The organism is Nocardia sp. NPDC049190 (assembly GCF_040648115.1).
Classification (GTDB): Bacteria; Actinomycetota; Actinomycetes; order Mycobacteriales; family Mycobacteriaceae; genus Nocardia.
Map to the genome: position 1 here is coordinate 110444 of NZ_JBEZDE010000006.1, position 18909 is coordinate 129352.

General features: G+C 61.9%; 11 protein-coding genes and 1 pseudogene. 4 read left to right on the forward strand and 8 right to left on the reverse strand.

Going from position 1 to position 18909, the window contains the following annotated elements:
* Window positions 1-156 precede the first annotated feature (156 nt).
* The 6 genes from AB0B25_RS07850 to AB0B25_RS07875 form a co-directional block, all read right to left on the reverse strand.
* A complete protein-coding gene (locus AB0B25_RS07850) occupies window positions 157-546 on the reverse strand; it encodes a hypothetical protein (protein ID WP_357176219.1) in 390 nt (129 codons plus the stop codon).
* Between the two features lie 404 nt (window positions 547-950).
* Window positions 951-1751, reverse strand: a complete 801-nt coding sequence (locus AB0B25_RS07855; protein ID WP_357176221.1) for a murein transglycosylase — start codon at window positions 1749-1751, stop codon at window positions 951-953.
* Between the two features lie 54 nt (window positions 1752-1805).
* A complete protein-coding gene (locus AB0B25_RS07860) occupies window positions 1806-2873 on the reverse strand; it encodes a hypothetical protein (protein WP_357176223.1) in 1068 nt (355 codons plus the stop codon).
* Window positions 2874-3094: 221 nt separating this feature from the next.
* Entirely contained in the window at window positions 3095-3361 is a 267-nt protein-coding gene (locus AB0B25_RS07865; protein ID WP_357176225.1) for a hypothetical protein, read from the reverse strand.
* An 892-nt stretch (window positions 3362-4253) separates the two neighbouring features.
* Window positions 4254-4976 (reverse strand): hypothetical protein, encoded by a 723-nt coding sequence (locus tag AB0B25_RS07870; RefSeq protein WP_357176227.1) that lies wholly within the window; start codon window positions 4974-4976, stop codon window positions 4254-4256.
* Between the two features lie 10 nt (window positions 4977-4986).
* On the reverse strand, window positions 4987-11388 hold the full coding sequence (locus AB0B25_RS07875) for a PA14 domain-containing protein (RefSeq protein ID WP_357176229.1): 6402 nt from the start codon (window positions 11386-11388) through the stop codon (window positions 4987-4989).
* Window positions 11389-12910: 1522 nt separating this feature from the next.
* Here AB0B25_RS07875 and AB0B25_RS07880 point away from each other — a divergent pair.
* Together AB0B25_RS07880 and AB0B25_RS07885 are read left to right on the forward strand one after the other, a co-directional pair.
* Window positions 12911-13075, forward strand: a pseudogene (locus AB0B25_RS07880) (helix-turn-helix domain-containing protein); the annotation flags it as partial.
* A 234-nt stretch (window positions 13076-13309) separates the two neighbouring features.
* Window positions 13310-14092, forward strand: a complete 783-nt coding sequence (locus AB0B25_RS07885) for a hypothetical protein (protein WP_357176456.1) — start codon at window positions 13310-13312, stop codon at window positions 14090-14092.
* Here AB0B25_RS07885 and AB0B25_RS07890 read toward each other — a convergent pair.
* A complete protein-coding gene (locus AB0B25_RS07890; RefSeq protein ID WP_357176231.1) occupies window positions 14073-15557 on the reverse strand; it encodes a serine hydrolase domain-containing protein in 1485 nt (494 codons plus the stop codon). The two genes, AB0B25_RS07885 and AB0B25_RS07890, sit on opposite strands and share 20 nt — an antisense overlap.
* A 548-nt stretch (window positions 15558-16105) precedes the next feature.
* Between AB0B25_RS07890 and AB0B25_RS07895 the strand changes: the two genes are divergently transcribed.
* Together AB0B25_RS07895 and AB0B25_RS07900 are read left to right on the forward strand one after the other, a co-directional pair.
* Window positions 16106-16657, forward strand: a complete 552-nt coding sequence (locus AB0B25_RS07895; protein WP_357176233.1) for a hypothetical protein — start codon at window positions 16106-16108, stop codon at window positions 16655-16657.
* Window positions 16658-17259: 602 nt separating this feature from the next.
* The gene (locus AB0B25_RS07900) at window positions 17260-18186 is read left to right on the forward strand and encodes a hypothetical protein (RefSeq protein ID WP_357176235.1); all 927 of its coding nucleotides are present in this window, start codon (window positions 17260-17262) and stop codon (window positions 18184-18186) included.
* A gap of 522 nt (window positions 18187-18708) precedes the next feature.
* Here AB0B25_RS07900 and AB0B25_RS07905 read toward each other — a convergent pair.
* A complete protein-coding gene (locus tag AB0B25_RS07905; RefSeq protein WP_357176236.1) occupies window positions 18709-18906 on the reverse strand; it encodes a hypothetical protein in 198 nt (65 codons plus the stop codon).
* Window positions 18907-18909: the final 3 nt, after the last annotated feature.

Here is an 18909-nt window from a genome sequence, read left to right on the forward strand (position 1 = left end):
ACCCACGAACATGGGTGAGTGAGGCCCCAGCCCAACACCGGCAGCCATCCATACCGTCCAGCACCGGACTGACTCGATATCGGGGCCTCGCCACAAATGCTCGAGCAGCGCCGAGCGCTGGTTTGGGCGCTCCTCGTCGTCGGAGCGCCCAACCAACTACTTCACGCAGCCGGGTGTGGTTGGCGTGACGACACACAATGCGGAACTCCCAGTGCCCGCGCTGCCAGTGCCCGCGCTGCCGGTGGACAGCGGGGCCGCGGCGACGGGGCCGACGCCGACTGTGGCACCGCCACTGAGCGACGAGCCGGTCCCGGACGAACCAGCGTTGGACGAACCCGTGTTGGACGCAACGTTTTCCGTTACGGTCTTTGCCCCGTCAGCGCTTCCGGTGGCGAGCAGGCCGATCAGTGTTTTCGCCGAGCCGGTGCTGACGCTCGGCGTGGTCGGCGCCGGTTCCGCGGCCGAGGCCGAGGCCGCACCCGCTACACCGATCATCAGACCTGCCGCCGCCACAATGGCAGCGCCGACCATACGAAACTTGTTCATGAAATTTCTCCTCATCAAGAATGTCACGATCCTTTGGTCCCCACCGACGATCGCGACCCGGGAAATAAACGCTCCGGCAGTAAATTTCTAACACGATTCCGGGCGGTTGACAAATCAGACAGAGTGAATCCGCTTCACAGTCCAAAGTTTTTCGTAAACCGGTGGAAAACACTTCACATATAGTTTTACTAAACTCATGCGGCGATGCTTCGAACGAGGAAAGCCAGCAAGATGAACGGCCCTGCCTGATTCGATAAATCAGCCAGGTCGAAAACCCACGTCTCTTCGAAGATAGCGAGAGAGGATGTCGAATTCATCAGTGAGATGACGCTATGGCACCGCCGATCGTGGCGGTCGGCTCAGGGTTGTCGCTGTCAGGCGGTGGAGCGGCAGACTTTGCGGGGTCATCTGGTGTAGCTGGTTGCTGCTGCGTGGACTTGGCGGACATAGGTGGTGGAGTGGTTGTAGGCCAGGATGGCCTTTCGCCAGCCGCTTGAGGTTGCCAGGTCACCTCCGGCCGCGCAGAGGTAGCGGCCCGCCGCCAGTGCGGCATCGTCGATGTTGTCCGGGCTGCCCGATAACTCGCGCGACACCACAGGTTTGGCGTTCTTTACGGTGTTAGCCAGGGTTCGGTAGTCGGTGTCGGCGCGCACGCCCCAGCGTTTCCAGGTGTCGGGAATGAATTGGAACGGCCCCGCTGCCCGCGCGTAGACGGTGTGTCCGGTGCTGGCAGTGGCGTCGCGATCGACGATTCGTGCGGTGCCGTTGGTTCCATCGAGCGCGATACCCCGGATCGGTGGCGCCACCATACCGCCGGTCGCGATCGTCGCGCCCCGGTGTCGGCCGTGGTCACTCTCTACCTGGCCGATCCCGGCGAGGGTGGTCCACCCGAGGTGACAGGTGGGTTGCGTTCGCGCCAAGACCACCGCCGCGTATCCGTAGGCGCGCAGCGCCCGCACTGGAATCCCGTACTTGTCGGCGCGGTGCTGCGCCCAATCCCCGAGCGGGTCCGAGTGTCGATCGTCGGCGAGGAGTTGGATAGCCGGCAGCGGTTCACCGGCACCGGGCGGCTCCAACCCGGCCTCGTGATCCGGCCCGCCGCAGCCTACGACGGCAACCACCGCGAATGCCGGCACCAGCAGCGCGATTCGGGCTGCACTTATTCGCCGCCCACACGTGCCGGGCGTGTATGCGCTCTGCATCATCCCTCGAATCTCACCGTCGCCACCATGACAGGGCCGGCAGTTCACCTGCATCAGCTACCCACATGGGCGGACCGTCGTCGTGGTGGTCGGCCTTTTCGACGTCGGTGGTGGCGTCGTTGTGCGCTGTGGACGTGTCGTTGTCGGTGGATGCGCGATCGTCGTCGTCGAAGGGGGTTTCGTTGTCTTGGTGGTCGTCGTCGGACGACATCCAGGCGGCCTGGATGTCGGCGGCTTCGTCGGTCGTGGTGTCGTAGTGGCAGGCGGGGCGACCACGGTGACGGTGGACGGTTTGCCAGGCGTGACGACCACGGTGACAGTGGACGGCTGGCCCGCCGTAGCCTGCGAAGTATCCGGCTGGGCTGCTTGCACCGAGACACCACCGTTGATCGAGATATTGGGCCATTGCCCTGCGGGCGGCGTCTCGGTGATCGTGGTGGGAGGGCTGGTCTCGGTCGAAACCTCGGTGGTGGTCTCGGTCACGACCGGGTAGTCGCTGCCGGTCTCGACTGGGACCGTATCCGTGACCGTCACGGTGGTCGGGGAGATCGGCAACTCGAGATCACTGAACGCGGCGTTCGGGTCCTCACCCGGAAGAGGTACATCACTCGGTATCTCCGAAACGGAACTCGTCTCGCTCGTCGGAAGCGACGTAGTCTCACTCGAGCCGCCCGTCAACAGTTGCGAGATGTCGTCGAAGCTCTGCGTCGCCGACACTTCCGACGACGACGCGGCATCACTCACAGCGTCGGTCTCTTCCGTTCTGTTCACCGTCGCGAGCCACACCCCGACCACCGCGGTGATCACGACTGCCGCAACTGCTGCGTAAGGCAAGTGCCGACGCACATCACCGGTCGTGATATATGCGGTCAGGCGCTGCCATCGTCGGAGGAGCGGTGACAGCACCTCCTCATCGGAAGTCTCGTCGACATCGGAGACCTCGTCATCCGAAACCTCTTCGTCGTCATCGTCATCGTCATCGTCATCGTCATCGTCATCGTCATCGTCATCGTCATCGTCATCGTCATCGTCATCGTGGAAGGCATCTTCGGGGATGCTGATGGCTGTGGTCGCCTCGGGATCGTCGCAGGCGGGTTCAGGTTCGTTGTTATCGGATGGTCGCACTAGGTGTTGCTTTCTTCTCGGAGACGAGCCACTCCGCAGCCCGATGGCCTGCAAGGAGGGACCTGTCGTCGGCCCACACGGGCGTGTACTACAAATGACGAACTGACTGGTGTGCTGCGGCTCCGCGCAGCCATTCCGCTCAACGTGGTCGTTACACCGCCGGCTGCTCGCTTGCGGTCAGCCCCTGACAAACACCCCACGCAGTGGTGATGGTTCGGATATCAGGAACCGGTCACGACACCGCGGATGATCCGGCCGAAGAAACCGCCGACGGCACTTTCCACCGATCCACTGCCCTGCGCTTCGTCTTGCGACCCAGTGTTCAACGAGCCCGACGACCCACTGGTCGACGAACCCGAGAACCCCGGCCCGGAGAACGACGACCCACTATCCACCGGACCGGAATACGCGGACCCATCCGAGCCGTGATCGACCGGCTCCACGTAGGAGTGCTGCGTGAGCGGAATAGGTTCCGCAATCGCGGACATAGCCGGCAACCCAAGCGTTCCGAACAAAGCCCCAGCCACAATTCCGGCCGAGAATGCACTAAACTTGCCCATTGAGCGAACAAACCTTTCATAACAACCACGGCGCTACAACACCGGGAATATAGTCGTTGCCTGTCTGAAACGTAATTTACCGCTCCGGTATTCGCAATCCAGATCATCGACGAATCCAGTTATCGACACAACTACTCGGCCAAAACGCGAACGGGTCCAACAGAATTTCTGTCAGTCTTCGACACCGGAAGGTCTGGGATTATTCGGCACAGCTGCGAGTTATTCGCTATGCCACATAGGAGCTACTGAATGCATTAAGGTTGGCATAACCCCGTTCATCCAGATTGCCACTGACGAAGGGCTGACTCATCATCGTCAGCTATTGTCGAAAAACATTTTTGTTTCCTCGTTGAACCCGCCCACTCCAGACTGCTGAAGGAAAGTCTTCCGCGCCGACTTCTTCCCATCGATTAGGTCATCGTGGTGATAAGGATCTCGAATTAGTGCTGGGTATCCCCAAAGCGCGCAGACGGATCCCTCCATCCTCTCGACTGCGGCGAATTCCCATCCCGAAGGAATTTCACCATCGACAACAACAAATAGCTCCATGGGATACCATGTGGGCCACCCATGTTTGCTTACTACCATGACTGCCAAGCCACTAGTCCACAAGGCCATTGCTCGTACGGTGTACCTGGCACCGACGACAACCGAAAAAGCGGTGCTCGGTGTATTTCCAGAGTTTTGAATCCTTCTTTCTGGAAGGTCGCTGCCGAGCGACCCGATGCACATGACCTTCATCGCTTCTCACCCTCTCCTTGAGTGACGTCCCTCCGAGGCGCGTTCCTGGTGCACCGATGCCAGAACGCCGCACGAAATCTCACTCGCGATCCATGAACTCGAAGCTACTGTAGATGCCAGTCCGCGGATGGTAGAGATAGCGGATGATAACAGCTTCTTCCACGTACTCCATCCTGACCCATCCGTCATTCATAAAGGAATTCATAATCCCCATAACCACCGGGACTTCTTCCCCTCTATCCGGATGGGATTTGATCGAGTCGAGGGCGCCCTGTTCGGTAGAATTATTTGGCGTAATTCGACCCATTGGGTGTTTCACCGGAACGCGCTCCGGCATTCCGCCGGTCGCTCCTTGTTGCGTAATATCTTGAAACTCGGCTAGAGCATCTCGGATATCATCTGCAGGACATCCCGTACGATATAGCGCTTCGCTGTCTCCCAAGGCATGGAGAGCTGCGTCCAGCAAGGCTGGCCATATGTTCGCGATATACTCGGGCACATATCTCACAATATCGCCAGTGGGGTCTATTCTCCCCGCTGCGGCGGTGGTTCGCCCCTGTGGCATAGGGTCAAAGATCTCCTCAGGTACGATAATGATTCGTGCTCGGCTTTCCGGTCCGAGCGCTCCCGGCATTGACCGGGCGAGTCGCATTAGAAAATCCCTGGTCTCAGTATTCCAGCCTAGCTGGATTAGAGGCTCGGGCCGAACTTCGTCTAGCTGCCACAGAAGCTGTCGAATTATATTGAAGGATTTAGGGGTTAAAACAAATTCCCGATCGGACTGGTCTGGAACCATCTCCATCTCCTTAAGGTTATTGCAGTACATCCGTGAACCAGTCGTGCCCACCCTTTGGGGTAAATACACTTCCCCCTCCGTCTGGATGTTCCAGAACAACGGCGTCAGTATTGGGATCCCAATACGCAGACCGACCTTCATCCAGGTTGTGCCTTTCCTCTGTTTTAATCTCCCGATTCAGGACCTTATCAACATATTCGGGGAGATCCTCAGGTTTCACTCCGCGCACGTAGTGTGAGCCCTCTCCCTGTGCGGCTCGTTCATTCGCGTGGTCTGCGATTCTTTGCGCTTGCGGGTCGATTTGCCTCGACGTTGTAGGTGCTGGTGATTGCGCTGGCGGCGGTGGCTGGTCAGGCTGGGATTCGCTGTGGAACTTGGGCGCCCCCCCAATGCCCAATGTTCCTAGGATGCCGGCACCCACGCCTAAAAGGCTCGGAAGCAACATCCCCGCGCCGCCGCCCCCGCCGCCATTCTCATTGAATCCCGGGTGGGGTGTAGCCACTTTCCCCGTGAGGTCGAAGGTGTTAATCGGGTCGCTGTTGGCGTAGTCGTAGCTGTTGGCTGACCCGCCAGGGATGGGGTCGGTTTGGAGGAACCTGCCCAGGATTGGCAGGTAGGTGCGGGCTCCCATCTCGAGGGCTTGCTGGGTGGCGATGTGTTCGATTGGGATGGTGTGCTGGCCGAGGTATCCGAAGTCCATGCCGCCCTCGGCGGTGGCCGGGATGGGGATATCCGCAAAGGTGCCGGTGACGGGGTCGATGTTTTGGCCGTAGGGGTCGTAGAGGTGGATGGGGCCGGTGCGGGTGGCGGTGCCGTCGGCGGTGAACAGGATGTCGCCGTGGATATTGGGGTAGGACCAGTTGGTGGTGTTGTTCTGGGCGTAGTTTTTGGTCAGCACTGCACCGCCGGGCAGTTTGAGTACACGCTGACGCAGGTTGGCGGAACTGTCGAGGACGAAGTCGGGGCCGCCGGAGTCGAAGGTGTAGCCGTAGCGGGTCACCTCGGAGGGATTGGCGTTGTCCTTAACTGACCGCATCATGATGCGGTCAGTGATGTCGCGGGTGTAGGTGACCGAGCGTCCTGCAGTGGTGGTAGTGGTCATGTGCCGGAGGGTTGAGTCGTAACCGAGGGTGTCGGTGCCGACTTTGGTCGCGTTGCCGTAGTTGTCGTAGGTGAACGACAGGGTGGTGGCTCCGCTGGTGGACAACAGCCGGTCGGCGTCGTCGTAGCAGTAGTTGGTGGTGGTCGCTGGGGCACCGTCGAAACTGTCGGTGGAGGTGGTGCGGTTGGTGTTCGACCCTGCTTTCTTGTTCGGTCCGCAGCCGTTGTCACTGGCGAAGGTGTAGGTGAGCTGGTGGTGCGGGACGGTGGCCGCGACCAGGCGACCGATACCGTCGTAGGCGTAGGCGGAGTTGTAGTTGGGGCCTCCGTTGGCGGTGTCGGTGATGGTTTCGTCGGTGATGCGTTGATCACGGGAGCGGGTCACCGCACTTGTGACCGTGGAAGCGGGCACCTGCCAGGTGAAGGCAGCCGTCGAGCCGGCGTCGTTGTGGGTGATCGCGAGGTTGGATCCGTTGCCGTAGGCAACGCTCTGGAGGATTCCTGCGTTGTACCCGGGGGTGGCGACGGTGGCCCCGTCCAGATCCAGGCGGGTGAGGCGGGACGCGTCGTCGTAGTGGTAGTTCAGTGTGGAGGTGACACCTTTGATTGTGGTGGTTTCACTGGTCTTGCGCCCGGCAGGGTCGTATCCGGTCGCGGTGGTGATGCTGTTGGCGTCGGTGTAGGACGTGGTCCGGCCGAGCAGGTCGATCACTTTGGTGGTCGATCCGCTGTCGTCGCTGACCTTCAGTTTGAGTGGATCACCGTTGACGGCGTGGTCATAGGTGATCAAGCGGGCTGGTTGGTCGCCCATCGCTGGGAACGACTTCTTGACGGTGCGGCCACGGTTGTCGTAGCTCTCACATGACCACGGCTCAGTGTTGGTCCGAGTGGCGACAATACGTCCTGCGGCGTTGTACACCGTCTCGAGAATGTTGGCCGTCCCGTCTGCGTTCTTGGGCCCGCGGACGGTCTTGACCCGGCCGCCCTGATGCACGGCAGCTGAGTTCGTGTCACACGGGTTCGCGCGGGTTTCGCTGTCCCCGTAGTAGGTAGAGGTGCCGCGGTTGTCGGGGTTCGCGAGGTCGCCAGCGGGCATCGCTGCGGCCAGTTGGCGGAGGAACCCTTGGCCGGGCCGCTCGAACAATGCGCGGCTGTTCAGATTGATGCCGCCCGGGTCGGCTGTCTTGGATACCGCCAGCCCGAATACGGGGTCGATCCCGTTGGTCGGGTCGGAGTATCCGGTCGTGATCGCTTTCGACGGTGCGCGTTCGACATCGCCACCAGAGGTGTTTTCGCCGACCAGGCTGGTTTCGAGCCCGTAGCGGGGTGCTAGGTTCTGGCCCGGCACGGTCACAGTGGTGCCGGTACCCGGTGGTGTCCAGGTGAAATCGAGTGCACCGGTCGTGCCGCTGCGGTTGTAGTAGTCGACCCGAATGCGATGCCAGCTACCGGCTGCGGCATTGGTGTAGGCGCCGATAACGGCGGTGGTTGCCTTGTCGGTCCAGCTGTCCACGATCAGCACATCATCGATCCACAACCGGACACCGTCGACGACGGTAAAACCCAGCTTGTACTCACCGGAGTTGGGGAACTTGACCTCGCCGATGAATCGGCCTGACCAGCCACTGCTGTTCGCGACCGGCGGGGTCGCTCCCCAGACACGTGTCAGGCTGCCGTCGGCGGAGCCGACACCGGTTGACCATTCGTTCGGGACACCCGCCAGGAATGGGTTGTCATAGAAGGCGGTTTCCAACCCGACCAGGTTCTCGTCATACCCCTTGTGGGTGTGCGGCATAGTCTGTGCGCATTCCGGCTTCGGCAGTTGTCCGTTGAAACAATCGCCCGGAGCGGGACCATACCCGTCAGTCGGCCGGTCCGCGTGGTCGTAGATCACCGTCGACCGGCGCCCGGTCGTGTCGACGCTGGCGGTCAGCTTGTCTTTCGCATTCCACTCGGTGCGGACGGTGTCGGCGACGGCGTCGGTCGAGGTGAGTTGGCGACCGGCATCGTCCCAGGTCGTGGTGCGGACACCGACCTTATTGATCCCGGCGACATCGACATATGCCGTTTTGCCGGGGATGTCGTAGCGATAGCTGTGTGCGACTCGTGGTGCGGCGGTGCGGCCGTCTGCCGACGGTGCGGTGACTCGGATCGCTCGGGAATGTGGCGGTCTTTGGGGGTCGTCGACGAAGGCGTCGTAGTCGATGAGGGTGCGTTCGGTGTTGCCGGAGAACGATGCCTGCGTGGCTCGCCAGTCGACAGCCAAGCTGTCACGAAGCTCGTTGAGGGACCCGACCCGGTCCATGGCCTTCTGTTTTTTCTCGGTGTCGTTGCCGGCCTGGTCGTAGTCGAGTTTCGCGGCATCTAGGTTCAGGTAGCTGTAGTCGCGAATTTCTGAACCGGGGTTCTCGATTCGACCGAGAGCGCCGACGATGTACCAGAGCCGGGTTTCGGTGCCGTCCCAGTACTTGATTCGGCATAGTTTCTGAGCCGGCGCCGGATATGTACCTGGTGGGAAGGACGCCCCGCCATAGCAGTTGTTGCTGTTGTCGGTGTTGTAGTAAAGGGTGTGCGCACGGCCCGATACCGGGTCCTTGATCTGGGTCAACCGGGCTGGTGTGCCGCTGTAGAGGTACTGCAGTGATGCTGGTTTCTTGCTGTCGGCCACCGTCGATACCGCGGCGAGGGTGCCGTCGACGTTGAATACCGACACCACGCCGTTCTTGGTGACCGAGATCCGGCCACCGGCATCGATAGCGAGAACTCCGTCCTCATCCTTCGGTGGTGTGTAGCCGCCGGCCGAGGACTTCGCCCAGGTGTGTTTACCGCCCGAGGCGTCGGTGAGCACGACCGACCCGTCGAGCATCTCGGCGTCGGTGTAGTCGCTGCCCATCAACCCCAGCGTCCATCCGCCCGGCAGCGGCGCCGGGTCCTGGGCGAACAGCCAGTCCGTCGGCACGATCCGGGGATTCAGGTTGAGGGTGCGCTGAGTGCTGGCACCGGTGGTGCTCTTGGCCCACAACACCATTTGCGGCTTGCTGGTCGAGCGGTGATACAGCTCGATCTTGATCGGCACCCGCTGCCCAGCGGTCAGCGACACGTCGGTGCTCTTCTTGGCAGTTGCCTGGGCGAAATCGGTGCTGAGGGTGGCGGTGTTCGGGTTGTCGTAGACGAGGTTGTTGTCGATCCAGATCTTCGCGCCGTCGGCGTGTGAGCCCGCGAAGCTGAAGTCCCCGGTCACCGGTGCCCGGAAGTAGCCTTCCCACCGGACGACGAACCACTGCTTGTCCAGCGCGGCCGGCATCGGATCTTCCTTCCAGGGAAGATTGTCCGACACGTCGCTCCAGATATTGCCCCAGTCCAGATTCACCTGCGCTTCGCTGCGCACCATCACCGACGTCGGATCCGCGGCACCGTTGTGGTCGGCGTCGTTGAAGTAGGACGCCCGCACACCGTGCGCGTCTGCCGCTTGGCGGGAGTTGTACGCGAACGTCACTCCCGCGGAACCGCCGAGCGCTTCGAACACCGGCCCTGCGGCCTCGGTTTTGAGGTTGCCGTTGAACAGGTTGACCGTGACCGGCCCTACCGGGTCGGTCGGTGCGGGCCCCGCTTGACCGATGCGTTTGTTGACGGTGAAGTGCCCGACCCAGTTCGACGGTGTGGGAGTTGCGCCGCCGGATGGCACGGTCGCCGCGGTCCAGCTGTAGCGGCCGCCGTCGTGCAGCACGTACTCAGGAACCGTCCACTTCGGTGTGCTCAGGCAGCCGGAGTCGACCACGCTGCCGGAGCGGCCGTCGAAGCCGGTAGAAATCTTGAAGCAGTACAGGGTGCCAGCCGCCGCAGAACTGGCCTCCAGCGTGGGAGTGTCGGTCGCGATCACTGAGTCGTCGGTCGGGCCGACGAGGTTCACCTGCGGACCAGGGGTGGGGTTGGCGCCGTCGCTGTAGTCGATGATCAGCGCGGCTTGCAGCTGTTTGTAGGAGTAGGTGTCGGTTTCGGTGCCACCCGCCATGAACCAGACGTTCTTGTCGGTGGCTGCGGCACGGTCACTGACAAGCTTGGTCAGTGCCGGCGTAGCCAGGGAGCCGTTTTCGCCGATACTGGCTGAGGCCAACTCCGGGCCGAGCGCGCCGTAGCCGAGGGGGCTGGTGGCCTGGTAGAGGGTCAACTTGGAGGCGGGCTTCATCTCCGCCAGCGGGGCCAGCAGTCTCAGGTCCAGACGGGCGCCGGTGACAGTCTTGCCGGCCAGCGGCGCGAGGTTGTAGCGGATCGCCGAGCGCCAGAACGCGTTCTGGCCCAGTGCGGTCCTCGCGTTACCGGTCCGGATACCGCAGTCGTCCTCGACCGTGCACGCGGCTGCGCCCTGCCGGTAGGCGATCGCCTCGGCTTGCAGACCGAATCCGAACGTGTAGGTCGGATCGATGACCACCGGGAACTTCCGGGCAGGGTCATTCAACCATTTCTTGTCGACTGTCACCGTGAGCTGCCATGCGTCACCGTCACGGGTCAGGGCGTAGGCGCCGCCAGTACGTGCCGACGGCTTCATGTCCTTGGTGTTGCCGGAGGAATCCCACACCTGGATCGGTGGCAGCGAAGCCACCATTTTTCCGGATTTATCGGTGATCTTCACGGCATCGCCCACCACTGTCGGTGTCAACGCACCGGTGTTCAGTGTGAACACCCAGCGTCCTTCACCGACCGCAGACGCGGACTTCAGAATGATCGACTCTTTGATCGCTCCGCCGGAAACCTCGTAGGTCAGATCCGCGGCAGGCAGCGCGTCCGGATAGGTCGCGGTCGACCCGGTGACCTTGCGGCCGGCCTTGCCCGCCCCCCTCAACTGGAGCGTGACCGGGGTGCCGTTCTGGTTCACACGGAACAAGCCGGGGTCGTTGGCGTACTCGGCGAAATCGATCCCGACCCCCACCCGTGCCGCGGCGACCCGCTTGGAATCCTGCTGCGCCACGAGCCGGGTGTCGATCGGATCCCAACCACCACTGCTGTTGCGCACACTGATCGGTACCTGCGACAGCACCATCGTCTTGCTGCCATTGCTGTTGGTGAATTCGACCGAATTCTCGGTTCGAGCCGACTCCTTCGACGTCTTCGGATCGAGACCACTCGCCCCGGCAGCCTTAACAGGATCGAGCAATGGTGTGAAAACTGCTTCCGGAGCCGGTGACTGCTTGGCATTCACGGGAGTCTTCGAAACAGCCTTCGACAACATCAGCGGCATATCCCGAGGATTTTTCGCTCGCGGCGCCGCGGCGGCCTCCGGCGAACCAATCACCTGCGTCAGCGTTGCGATCAATGCCACAACTAATACAGCTGACCACGCAACCGCACGCAGGCAATGCCAACAAAAAGGCAGCCAACGCATCAAAGCGCGGCCGCTATGGCGAAACCTCATCACACTCCACCAATCCCGAGCCCACCAGTGGGCGTCACAAATCGGGCAAAGAGTAGCAACGGGACAAATTAGCTCAAGTTCAAGCGATTTATACCGGAGACAATCGCTATGTTAAATGCGTCACAACCGACGGACTCCTCCGCCCCTACCTGGACTCCCGTTCAGGATTGATTCTCCACTTTGACACCGGGGCAACCTGATTGAGGTTCGGTACAGCGCTGACATCACGGCTAGTGTGCGAAATTGTATGCAGCCCATCAAGATTCAATTAATTCGCCATCGCCCATGTAACAGCCCAAGGCGCTATGCGAGTGAAATGGTCCAATTCGCAGGACATCCCCCACCGACAGTCGCATGGTCAAGTGCGGCACTTGCGTCGAAGGTGGGCGTATGCGTCTGCTAGGCAGCTTCGATTTCGCAAACTGCACTTCACGCAAGATGGACTGAAGCGCATTCAGTCAGTGTGATTGCCTGAAATAAAACGACATTGAGGCGGTAGCGGCCATCCGGATGCAGTCCAATTTTGCTCTGATGCTGCGGAACTTTTCATAGGCACCTCAACCCCGGCTAACCTGCAGCGACGGTCGGCGACCCGGCTCTACAGTTACCTGCGACCGGGCGTCGGGGATGATTGTGATTGCACGATCGATTGCGGGACAACAGTTCTGGCGGCATGCCAATCGATGCAACCGGCAAGCACACGACTCAATCGGGCCGGCCGCACTACCGCCGGCTCCGCCGAGACTCATGACCCACCCGGTCGCCGTACTGGACCGATCTACCACACAGACAGGCCCTGGCGTAGCGCAATGTCGCAAAGTCTATGTATCGCAGGATATTAGGCGGATCCCGGCCTTCGGCAGCACTTGCGGGGCGAGCGCGGATACCTTGGTGCTGATGATTCCTATTACGCATGTGAATCACAGCAATCTATTCGCAAACCATGGGATAGATCACAGTTGCTGGGCGCTCCGATCGGCCTCTCAACGTGTGTCGCGACCCCTTGGAACCGGCGTCAGTCGACTGCCGGGACGATGCGATGGATTCGACGACCCGCCTACAGATAGCCTTCAGCAGCATCCATCTCGGGTTACTCGCATGCCGCCGATCTGCGCGGGCCGAGCCAATGAACACCCCGATTTGACCCACCTGCCAACTCCGCGGGCACTATGCCGCGTCCTCGAGCGACTCCAGGTCACTTCGAGGAGCAACCGCTGATGTGGGTCCATCTGCGCCAGTTTCGGTGGTTTGAGCTGCCCGCTGCTCCCACCCCCAGCTGCCGAACGTGGCGGTGGTCGATGGAGGCCCCTGGACGACGTCGATGACCAGTTCGTTAAGTACGGGCTTCTCCCCCCAAAAAATTCGGCCTGCTACACAGCCATGATCGTTGGTGCGCTGCGTCTTACCAGGTAATAATTGCGAAGTGGGTGTGGCCCTTCATCGATTCGATCCACGGGAGACAGCAGAGGCGCTGTTCGGAGCCGAGCTGCGCGCCCGTCGGAACGCAGCCGGCTTCTCGTTGCGGCAGCTTGCCCCGCTGCTGCTGGTCAGCCACGACCTTTTGGCGAGGATCGAGAAGGCCGAGCGTCGTCCTCAGCCCGACTTCATCGATCGGGTCGACCTGGTACTCGGCGCGGATGGTGAGCTGAGGAAGCTTGCTGAACCCTTTACTCAGGTCGCACGACAGCGAACGCTGCCGACATCGCTGGATCCTGATCGTGCTGGGCCGTCGCTCCGAGGTCTCATCGCCGATGTTCGCGCAGCAGACCACACCATGGCGGCCAAACAGCTTGACGAGCTTGTCGCGCACGCGGACGCTGCAGAGGCAGTGGTTTCGAAGGTCGAAGAAGCCGAGCGGACGTTACTGTTGCGCGCTATCGCCGAAGCGCATCAGCTATCCGGGTGGATGCTGTTCGATCGAGGCAGCGTCACGCTGGCCGAGCGCTCGTTCACCAGCGCTCGACGGATCGCGAATCGGGCTGGGGCATTGGATTTGGTCGCATTCGTCGGCGGTCCGAACAGTAGCTTCATGAGCACCTGGAGCGGTGATCCAGCCCAGGGCGCCGAGCAAGCCTACGCGTCGCTGTCGTGGGCACGTCGTAGCGGTAATCGGCGCTTGACGGCATTCGTGACAACGATGGCAGCCCGCGCCCACGCCCGAATGGGCGAGGCCGCGCTCTGCGAGCAGATGTTGGCCGAGGCAGAAACCGAGCTGTCTCGCCATCGTCCTGGCGAGCCGGACCCGGAGTGGCTGGAAGTATTCGACGACTCAGCTCTCGCCGGACACCGCGGCTCGTGCCTGTTGGATCTCGGACAACCACGGCAAGCGATTGCATCACTGCGGGAGCAGGACTCGGCCAGCCCGACGATGTTCGTGCGGAACCGGACGATCTGGCAGCTCGAACAGGCCGAGGCGCAGCTCCGAATGAGCGAATACGACGTGGCGGCAGCGATCGTAGAGCAGGCACTGGACTATGTGGCCGTCGACTCGATCACCCCGCGAGTTGCGCGAATGTTTCGCTCAATCGACCTCGAGTTGCGTGGCTGCGGCGACCCTGTGGTGTCTGTGACCACAGATCGACTGGAGGCATTCATCGAGGCATGCGCGTGAGCGGGTAAGTTGCCCAGCGCATTTCGATTCCCTTCGTGCCTTCGCTTACCAGGAGCACTTCGCCTGCCAGCCTGCCGTCAACGGCGCGGAACCGTCCGGAGGCTTCGGCCGCGAAACGCGTGTCGCTGTTGGCCGGGTCGGTGGCCAAGCTGGCGTGAAGGCCGTCGTGTTCCCATCGGAATACTGTCTCGTCGGCTTCCGCCCACCAGCTTCCAAGAAGCGGCCGGATCTCTTCCGGGCAGATGGGTGCGGGCTCCCAATGGCGGGGCGGTTGGGGTGGCAGGGAGACGAGGACTTCTTCGATGAGCTCGCCGGCGAGGTCAGCGAGCATTAGTCCCCGGGTGACGTTCGCCAGCGCCGCGACAACAACCGTGCTACTTCGATGCACGAACAGTGCTGACTGGAAGCCCGGCATCGCGCCGGTATGCCCGGCCAGCACACGGTCGCCGCGGCGTTGCAGGATGAGTCCCAGACCCCAGCCACGCGTCCACGATGAAGTGTCCGCCATAACTTGCAGAGTGTGCATGCTGTCGACGACAGCGACCGGAAGTACGTCGGGTTCGCCTCCGGCTAAGGCGTGTCCCCAACGCAGAAGGTCGCCTGGAGTGGACCACATCTGGCCACCCACACCGATCGCCGCCTGATCCATCACAGGCTCTCGATGTACGGCGTCGATGTGTGGATCGAGCCTGTATCCGACAACTGCATTCGCTGGTGGCGTCCAACTTGTTTGGCTCAGATCGAGCGGGCCGAGCACCGTTTGTTCGATCAGTTCTTGGCAGGGCTGTCCGCTGACGCGTTCCATGATCTGGCCGATCACGGCGTAGCCAAGGTTGGAGTAGTGCCAGCGCTGACCGGGCTCGGCGATCAGTTCGACGTGTTGGAAGGCTTCACGTAACTCGCTAGACGAAGGTCCTTGCATGCTCTCCCACATGTCCAGTGGGGCTTCCCGCTGTAGGCCGCTGCTGTGGGATAGCAACATCCGTAGCGGGATGTGCCCGAATGGCGTGCCGGGAAGGTACCGATCGACGGTCGCATCGAGGTTCAGCACGCCGCGCCGGGCCAACAGAAGCGTGGTCGCCGCGGTGAACGTCTTGGTAATGGAACCGATCCGGTAACGGCTGTGGTCCGTCGCCTGCGTCCGGTTCTCGACGTCGGCGTAGCCAGAGGCCGCGATTGCCATCGGGACGCCACTGAAGCCGACCGCGACGGTCAGACTCGGAATCCGCGCGGTGCTTTGTGTGTGCGCGACACGGGCGGTCAGCGCCGTCTGGAAGTCGGTATCCATGGCCCCTCTCCGTCCTGACCAGCATTCCACACAGCATAGGTGCTTCCTGTGGACAGATCTTTTGTCAACATTCAACTCCTTCCGCTCGTCATCGTCGCAGGCCAGGCTTGAATCGCACCTGGCGCCCGCCGTTGGACTTCGATCTGAGGCACCACGAATCCAGGCGGTCTCCCCCATCCGACCGGACCACAATCACGATGACTCTGGTCCAAGAGGGCGAGACCACCGCGTCGCCGGGCTGCCTAGAGACAAAGGAGGCGTTCTGATGCGCGACCTGCGAGCACCGCAGTCCGAGCCACTTAACGAGCCAGTTGCCGTACTGGAACCTGGGCCGGCACTAACGGCAGCAACCGCCCGCGAGGTGCTTACCCAGCAGTGCGTAGTGCCAACGGAGCTATGGGCGCACGCTGCGGCGCTCTTGTCCGCTGGACTCGACGACGACTAGCAGAGGTGGATGGGATGTGGTTTGGCTACGCCCGCTGTGAGTTGAGTCCCGACCAAGCGTGCGATGAGGTCCGCGCGGCGATGCATGACTACGCGTCAACGCTCGATTTCGTTCCTGGGCAGGTGTTCTTCGAACCCACCGCCCCGAAACAAGTACTGCTTTCGCTGCTCGAAGAAGTCGATGCTCGCGACCCAGTCCTTACATTCACACGTTGTACCCTGTCCGCGCAGTACAGAGCCCCTACGGGGACGGTCTCCGCCACATTCCCGGCTGTGCCGTGATGCCCAAAGCAACCGATCTCGACAGTCCGGTCACGGCCGCGACGGTGCTGCGAATCCAAGGCGGGTATGCAGTCGGTCCTGCGGAGTTGTTGTCGCCCGAGCAGCTGTTGACGGCGATCGCGGGGCACCTAAAGCATGGGTCGGCGTTGATTGGGTGGGCACGGGAGCTGGGTGATCTTCACGCAGCCTTGATTCCCGGGCATGTGGACCCAATGAGGCGTGCGACCGACTCGGACGAGGCCTCCATCCGCGCAGAGATCACGCGGCTGATCGGGCAGATCGATTCGTGGGCGGCGTTCCACCTGTCCCGTAATACTGCCGCGCGCAAACACACCCATTCTCTGGGGGAGGTAATCAGTCATGTCGCCAAGACATACGCCGACGCATGGTGGACGGTCCTCCACATTACAGACGAGCAACTACAGCACGAGGCGTGGTTTCACCTGGGGCAGGTCCGCGAAGGCTACGCCGACCTCATCGAGGATGTCCGCGCTTGCCGTGTGCAACTGCCGCTGGGATGGCGCGGGATCGGGAGCGTATCCGCAACGTGACGAGTCCGCCCACACACAAATGCCGATACGGCGACGGGAGCACGTCAGCCGTTTGCTGTGTGTCGCCGCCGGGTCTGCACGCCCGAGTCGAACGTGTAGCCGACATGCGACAGCTGCAGTGCGACAGAGAGGCAGTGTTCGGACAAGTGTGATGTTTCAACGACGCACAGTAGGTGGCGATTTCGGGGGTCGATATGAAACAGCCCACTGATGTGGAGTGGGGTGAACAGCTTCATCGATGGCGCGCGGAGCAAAACCTCTCGCAGCCGGAACTGGCTGAGAGGTTAACGGCCGCTGCGGCAGCGACCGGGGCGCAGATGGTCTGTGATCCTCGGATGATCAGGCGGTGGGAAAAGGGGGCGGTCCTGCCGCGACCCACATATCGTCGGTTACTGGCAACCGTGGGGGCGCCGGTGCCAGCTCAACAGTTGCGGAGAACTCATTTGGAGGAAGTCGATCCGATGCGCCGCAGCGCGTTTCTGGTCGCAGTTGCGTCCGCAGTGGCAGGGTCCCACGAGACATTGCGCGCGTGGCAGCCGAAACAGACAAGGCTGAGCTGGGGGCCCCTCCCAGAGCGTGTCGGCGCCGAGGAAGTGCGGCAGGTGCGACATCTGACTACTCACCTGCGCGACCTGGATAGTGCGTTCGGTGGCGGCGTCGCAGTGGATCCTGCCTCCGCAGCACTGGATTGGGGAATCGGGGCACTGAACCGAGGCGTCGGGCGCACTGTGCAACCTGATCTGCACGTCGCGCTGGCCGACTTGGCGAAGGTTGCCGGGTGGGCGCATCACGACAGTGGTCAACAGAGCCGGGCCCGCGAACGCTTGGCGCAGGGTCTGGAGTGGGCGTTGTTGAGCAGCACACGGGAAGGGGCCAGTTTGGCGGGCAACATGGTATTCGCGCTGGCGCGCGTTGCGCTTCACCAGCACGACCCTGTGTCGGCGCTGAAGCTAGTGCAGTTCGGGCAGATTCCTGCTGCTGAGGCCGGTGATGTCGGGGTGCGTGCACAGTTGCAGGCGACAGCCGCGTGGGCGTACGCGATGATGGGTCGACCTCGTGAGATGGCTGACAGTCTCAGCCGCGCGGAGCATGATATGCAGCTAGCTGCTGCGAACGAGCCGAGTGATCCGTGGATGCGAGTGTTCCACTGTCAAGGCGATTTTGCTGGCCACAAAGCGCTTGTGCACGGTGTAATGGCCGCGCACACCACCGACCGGGTTCTAGCGGAATCCAGTGCGACGACCGCACTCGAGCTGACCGATATGTCGTTGGCCGAATCCTCGCCGGATCGTCCGGTGCGGTCGCTAATATTCGATCGGATCGTGGCTGCGCAGAGCGCCTTTCGGACGGGTGATGTGGACACCGGTGTCAAAATGGCCGCCGAGACGCTGAGCGAGACGAGGGTGATCTCGAGCCGAAGGGCAGTCGAGCGACTGCCCCAGATCACGGCGGCGGCTGCACCGCACACCCGATTCAGCGCGGTCGCTGACCTTATACATGAGTTCGATCTGGCAGTAGACAGCGTCTAGATTCTGCCATTGTCGGATTCACGGGCTCGGAGTTACGTGCAGGATTGGCTGTGGTCTGCACAAGTCGGATTGGATCCGTCGGGTGCGAAGCTGATCAAGTGCACCAAGAGCACGGCAGACGCCTGCACACGCTGAGCACTGGAAATCATACCGGGTTGGCAGCCTCACCAGTAGCCGCGAGGGACAGCCTGGCGGCCGACCGACGGCGGAGGCGGACACCACCAAACGCCGCACACCGTGGGCACGGTCACCATCCTTGTAAGCGGACATTGTCGAAACCTCCTCCTAGTACCGAATTCAGCGAACGCGACGACAGCCCTCAACGATCTTGACGGACGACTGACTACCTGACCCTGGCATGCAGCGGAATGCGCCGCCGAAGACGGAGGGACCAAGGACTGCTGCACGATTAGATGACCGGTGCTGCGATGAAGACGGGTTCCACCAGCCCATCTAGCGGGTCAGTCCAGCACAAGCCAACGACGTCGCCGTCGTGTACGAACTGTGGGCTTTAGATCCCGATCACAGCACACCGAGGTGATCCAACAGGAGGATGGTGAGGCCGACCGTGCCGGCGAATCCGACTCCGCCGTCGCGGATTGCGGCGGCGGGGTGGGCGCCGCGGGAGTGAGCAAGTAGGGCGGTGAGAATGCCGCTGATGATGCCGAGCAGGACGGCGATCGTGATCAGCAGGGATTTGGTGATGTGGTTGTCGTGCATTGT

Excerpts from the sequence above, each read along its gene's own strand:
- AB0B25_RS07865 (WP_357176225.1), bottom strand. The coding sequence starts at position 3,361 with ATGTCCGCGATTGCGGAACCTATTCCGCTCACGCAGCACTCCTACGTG.
- AB0B25_RS07890 (WP_357176231.1), bottom strand. The coding sequence starts at position 15,557 with ATGGGGGAGACCGCCTGGATTCGTGGTGCCTCAGATCGAAGTCCAACG.
- AB0B25_RS07895 (WP_357176233.1), top strand. The coding sequence starts at position 16,106 with ATGCCCAAAGCAACCGATCTCGACAGTCCGGTCACGGCCGCGACGGTG.
- AB0B25_RS07855 (WP_357176221.1), bottom strand. The coding sequence starts at position 1,751 with ATGATGCAGAGCGCATACACGCCCGGCACGTGTGGGCGGCGAATAAGT.
- AB0B25_RS07870 (WP_357176227.1), bottom strand. The coding sequence starts at position 4,976 with ATGGAGATGGTTCCAGACCAGTCCGATCGGGAATTTGTTTTAACCCCT.
- AB0B25_RS07905 (WP_357176236.1), bottom strand. The coding sequence starts at position 18,906 with ATGCACGACAACCACATCACCAAATCCCTGCTGATCACGATCGCCGTC.
- AB0B25_RS07850 (WP_357176219.1), bottom strand. The coding sequence starts at position 546 with ATGAACAAGTTTCGTATGGTCGGCGCTGCCATTGTGGCGGCGGCAGGT.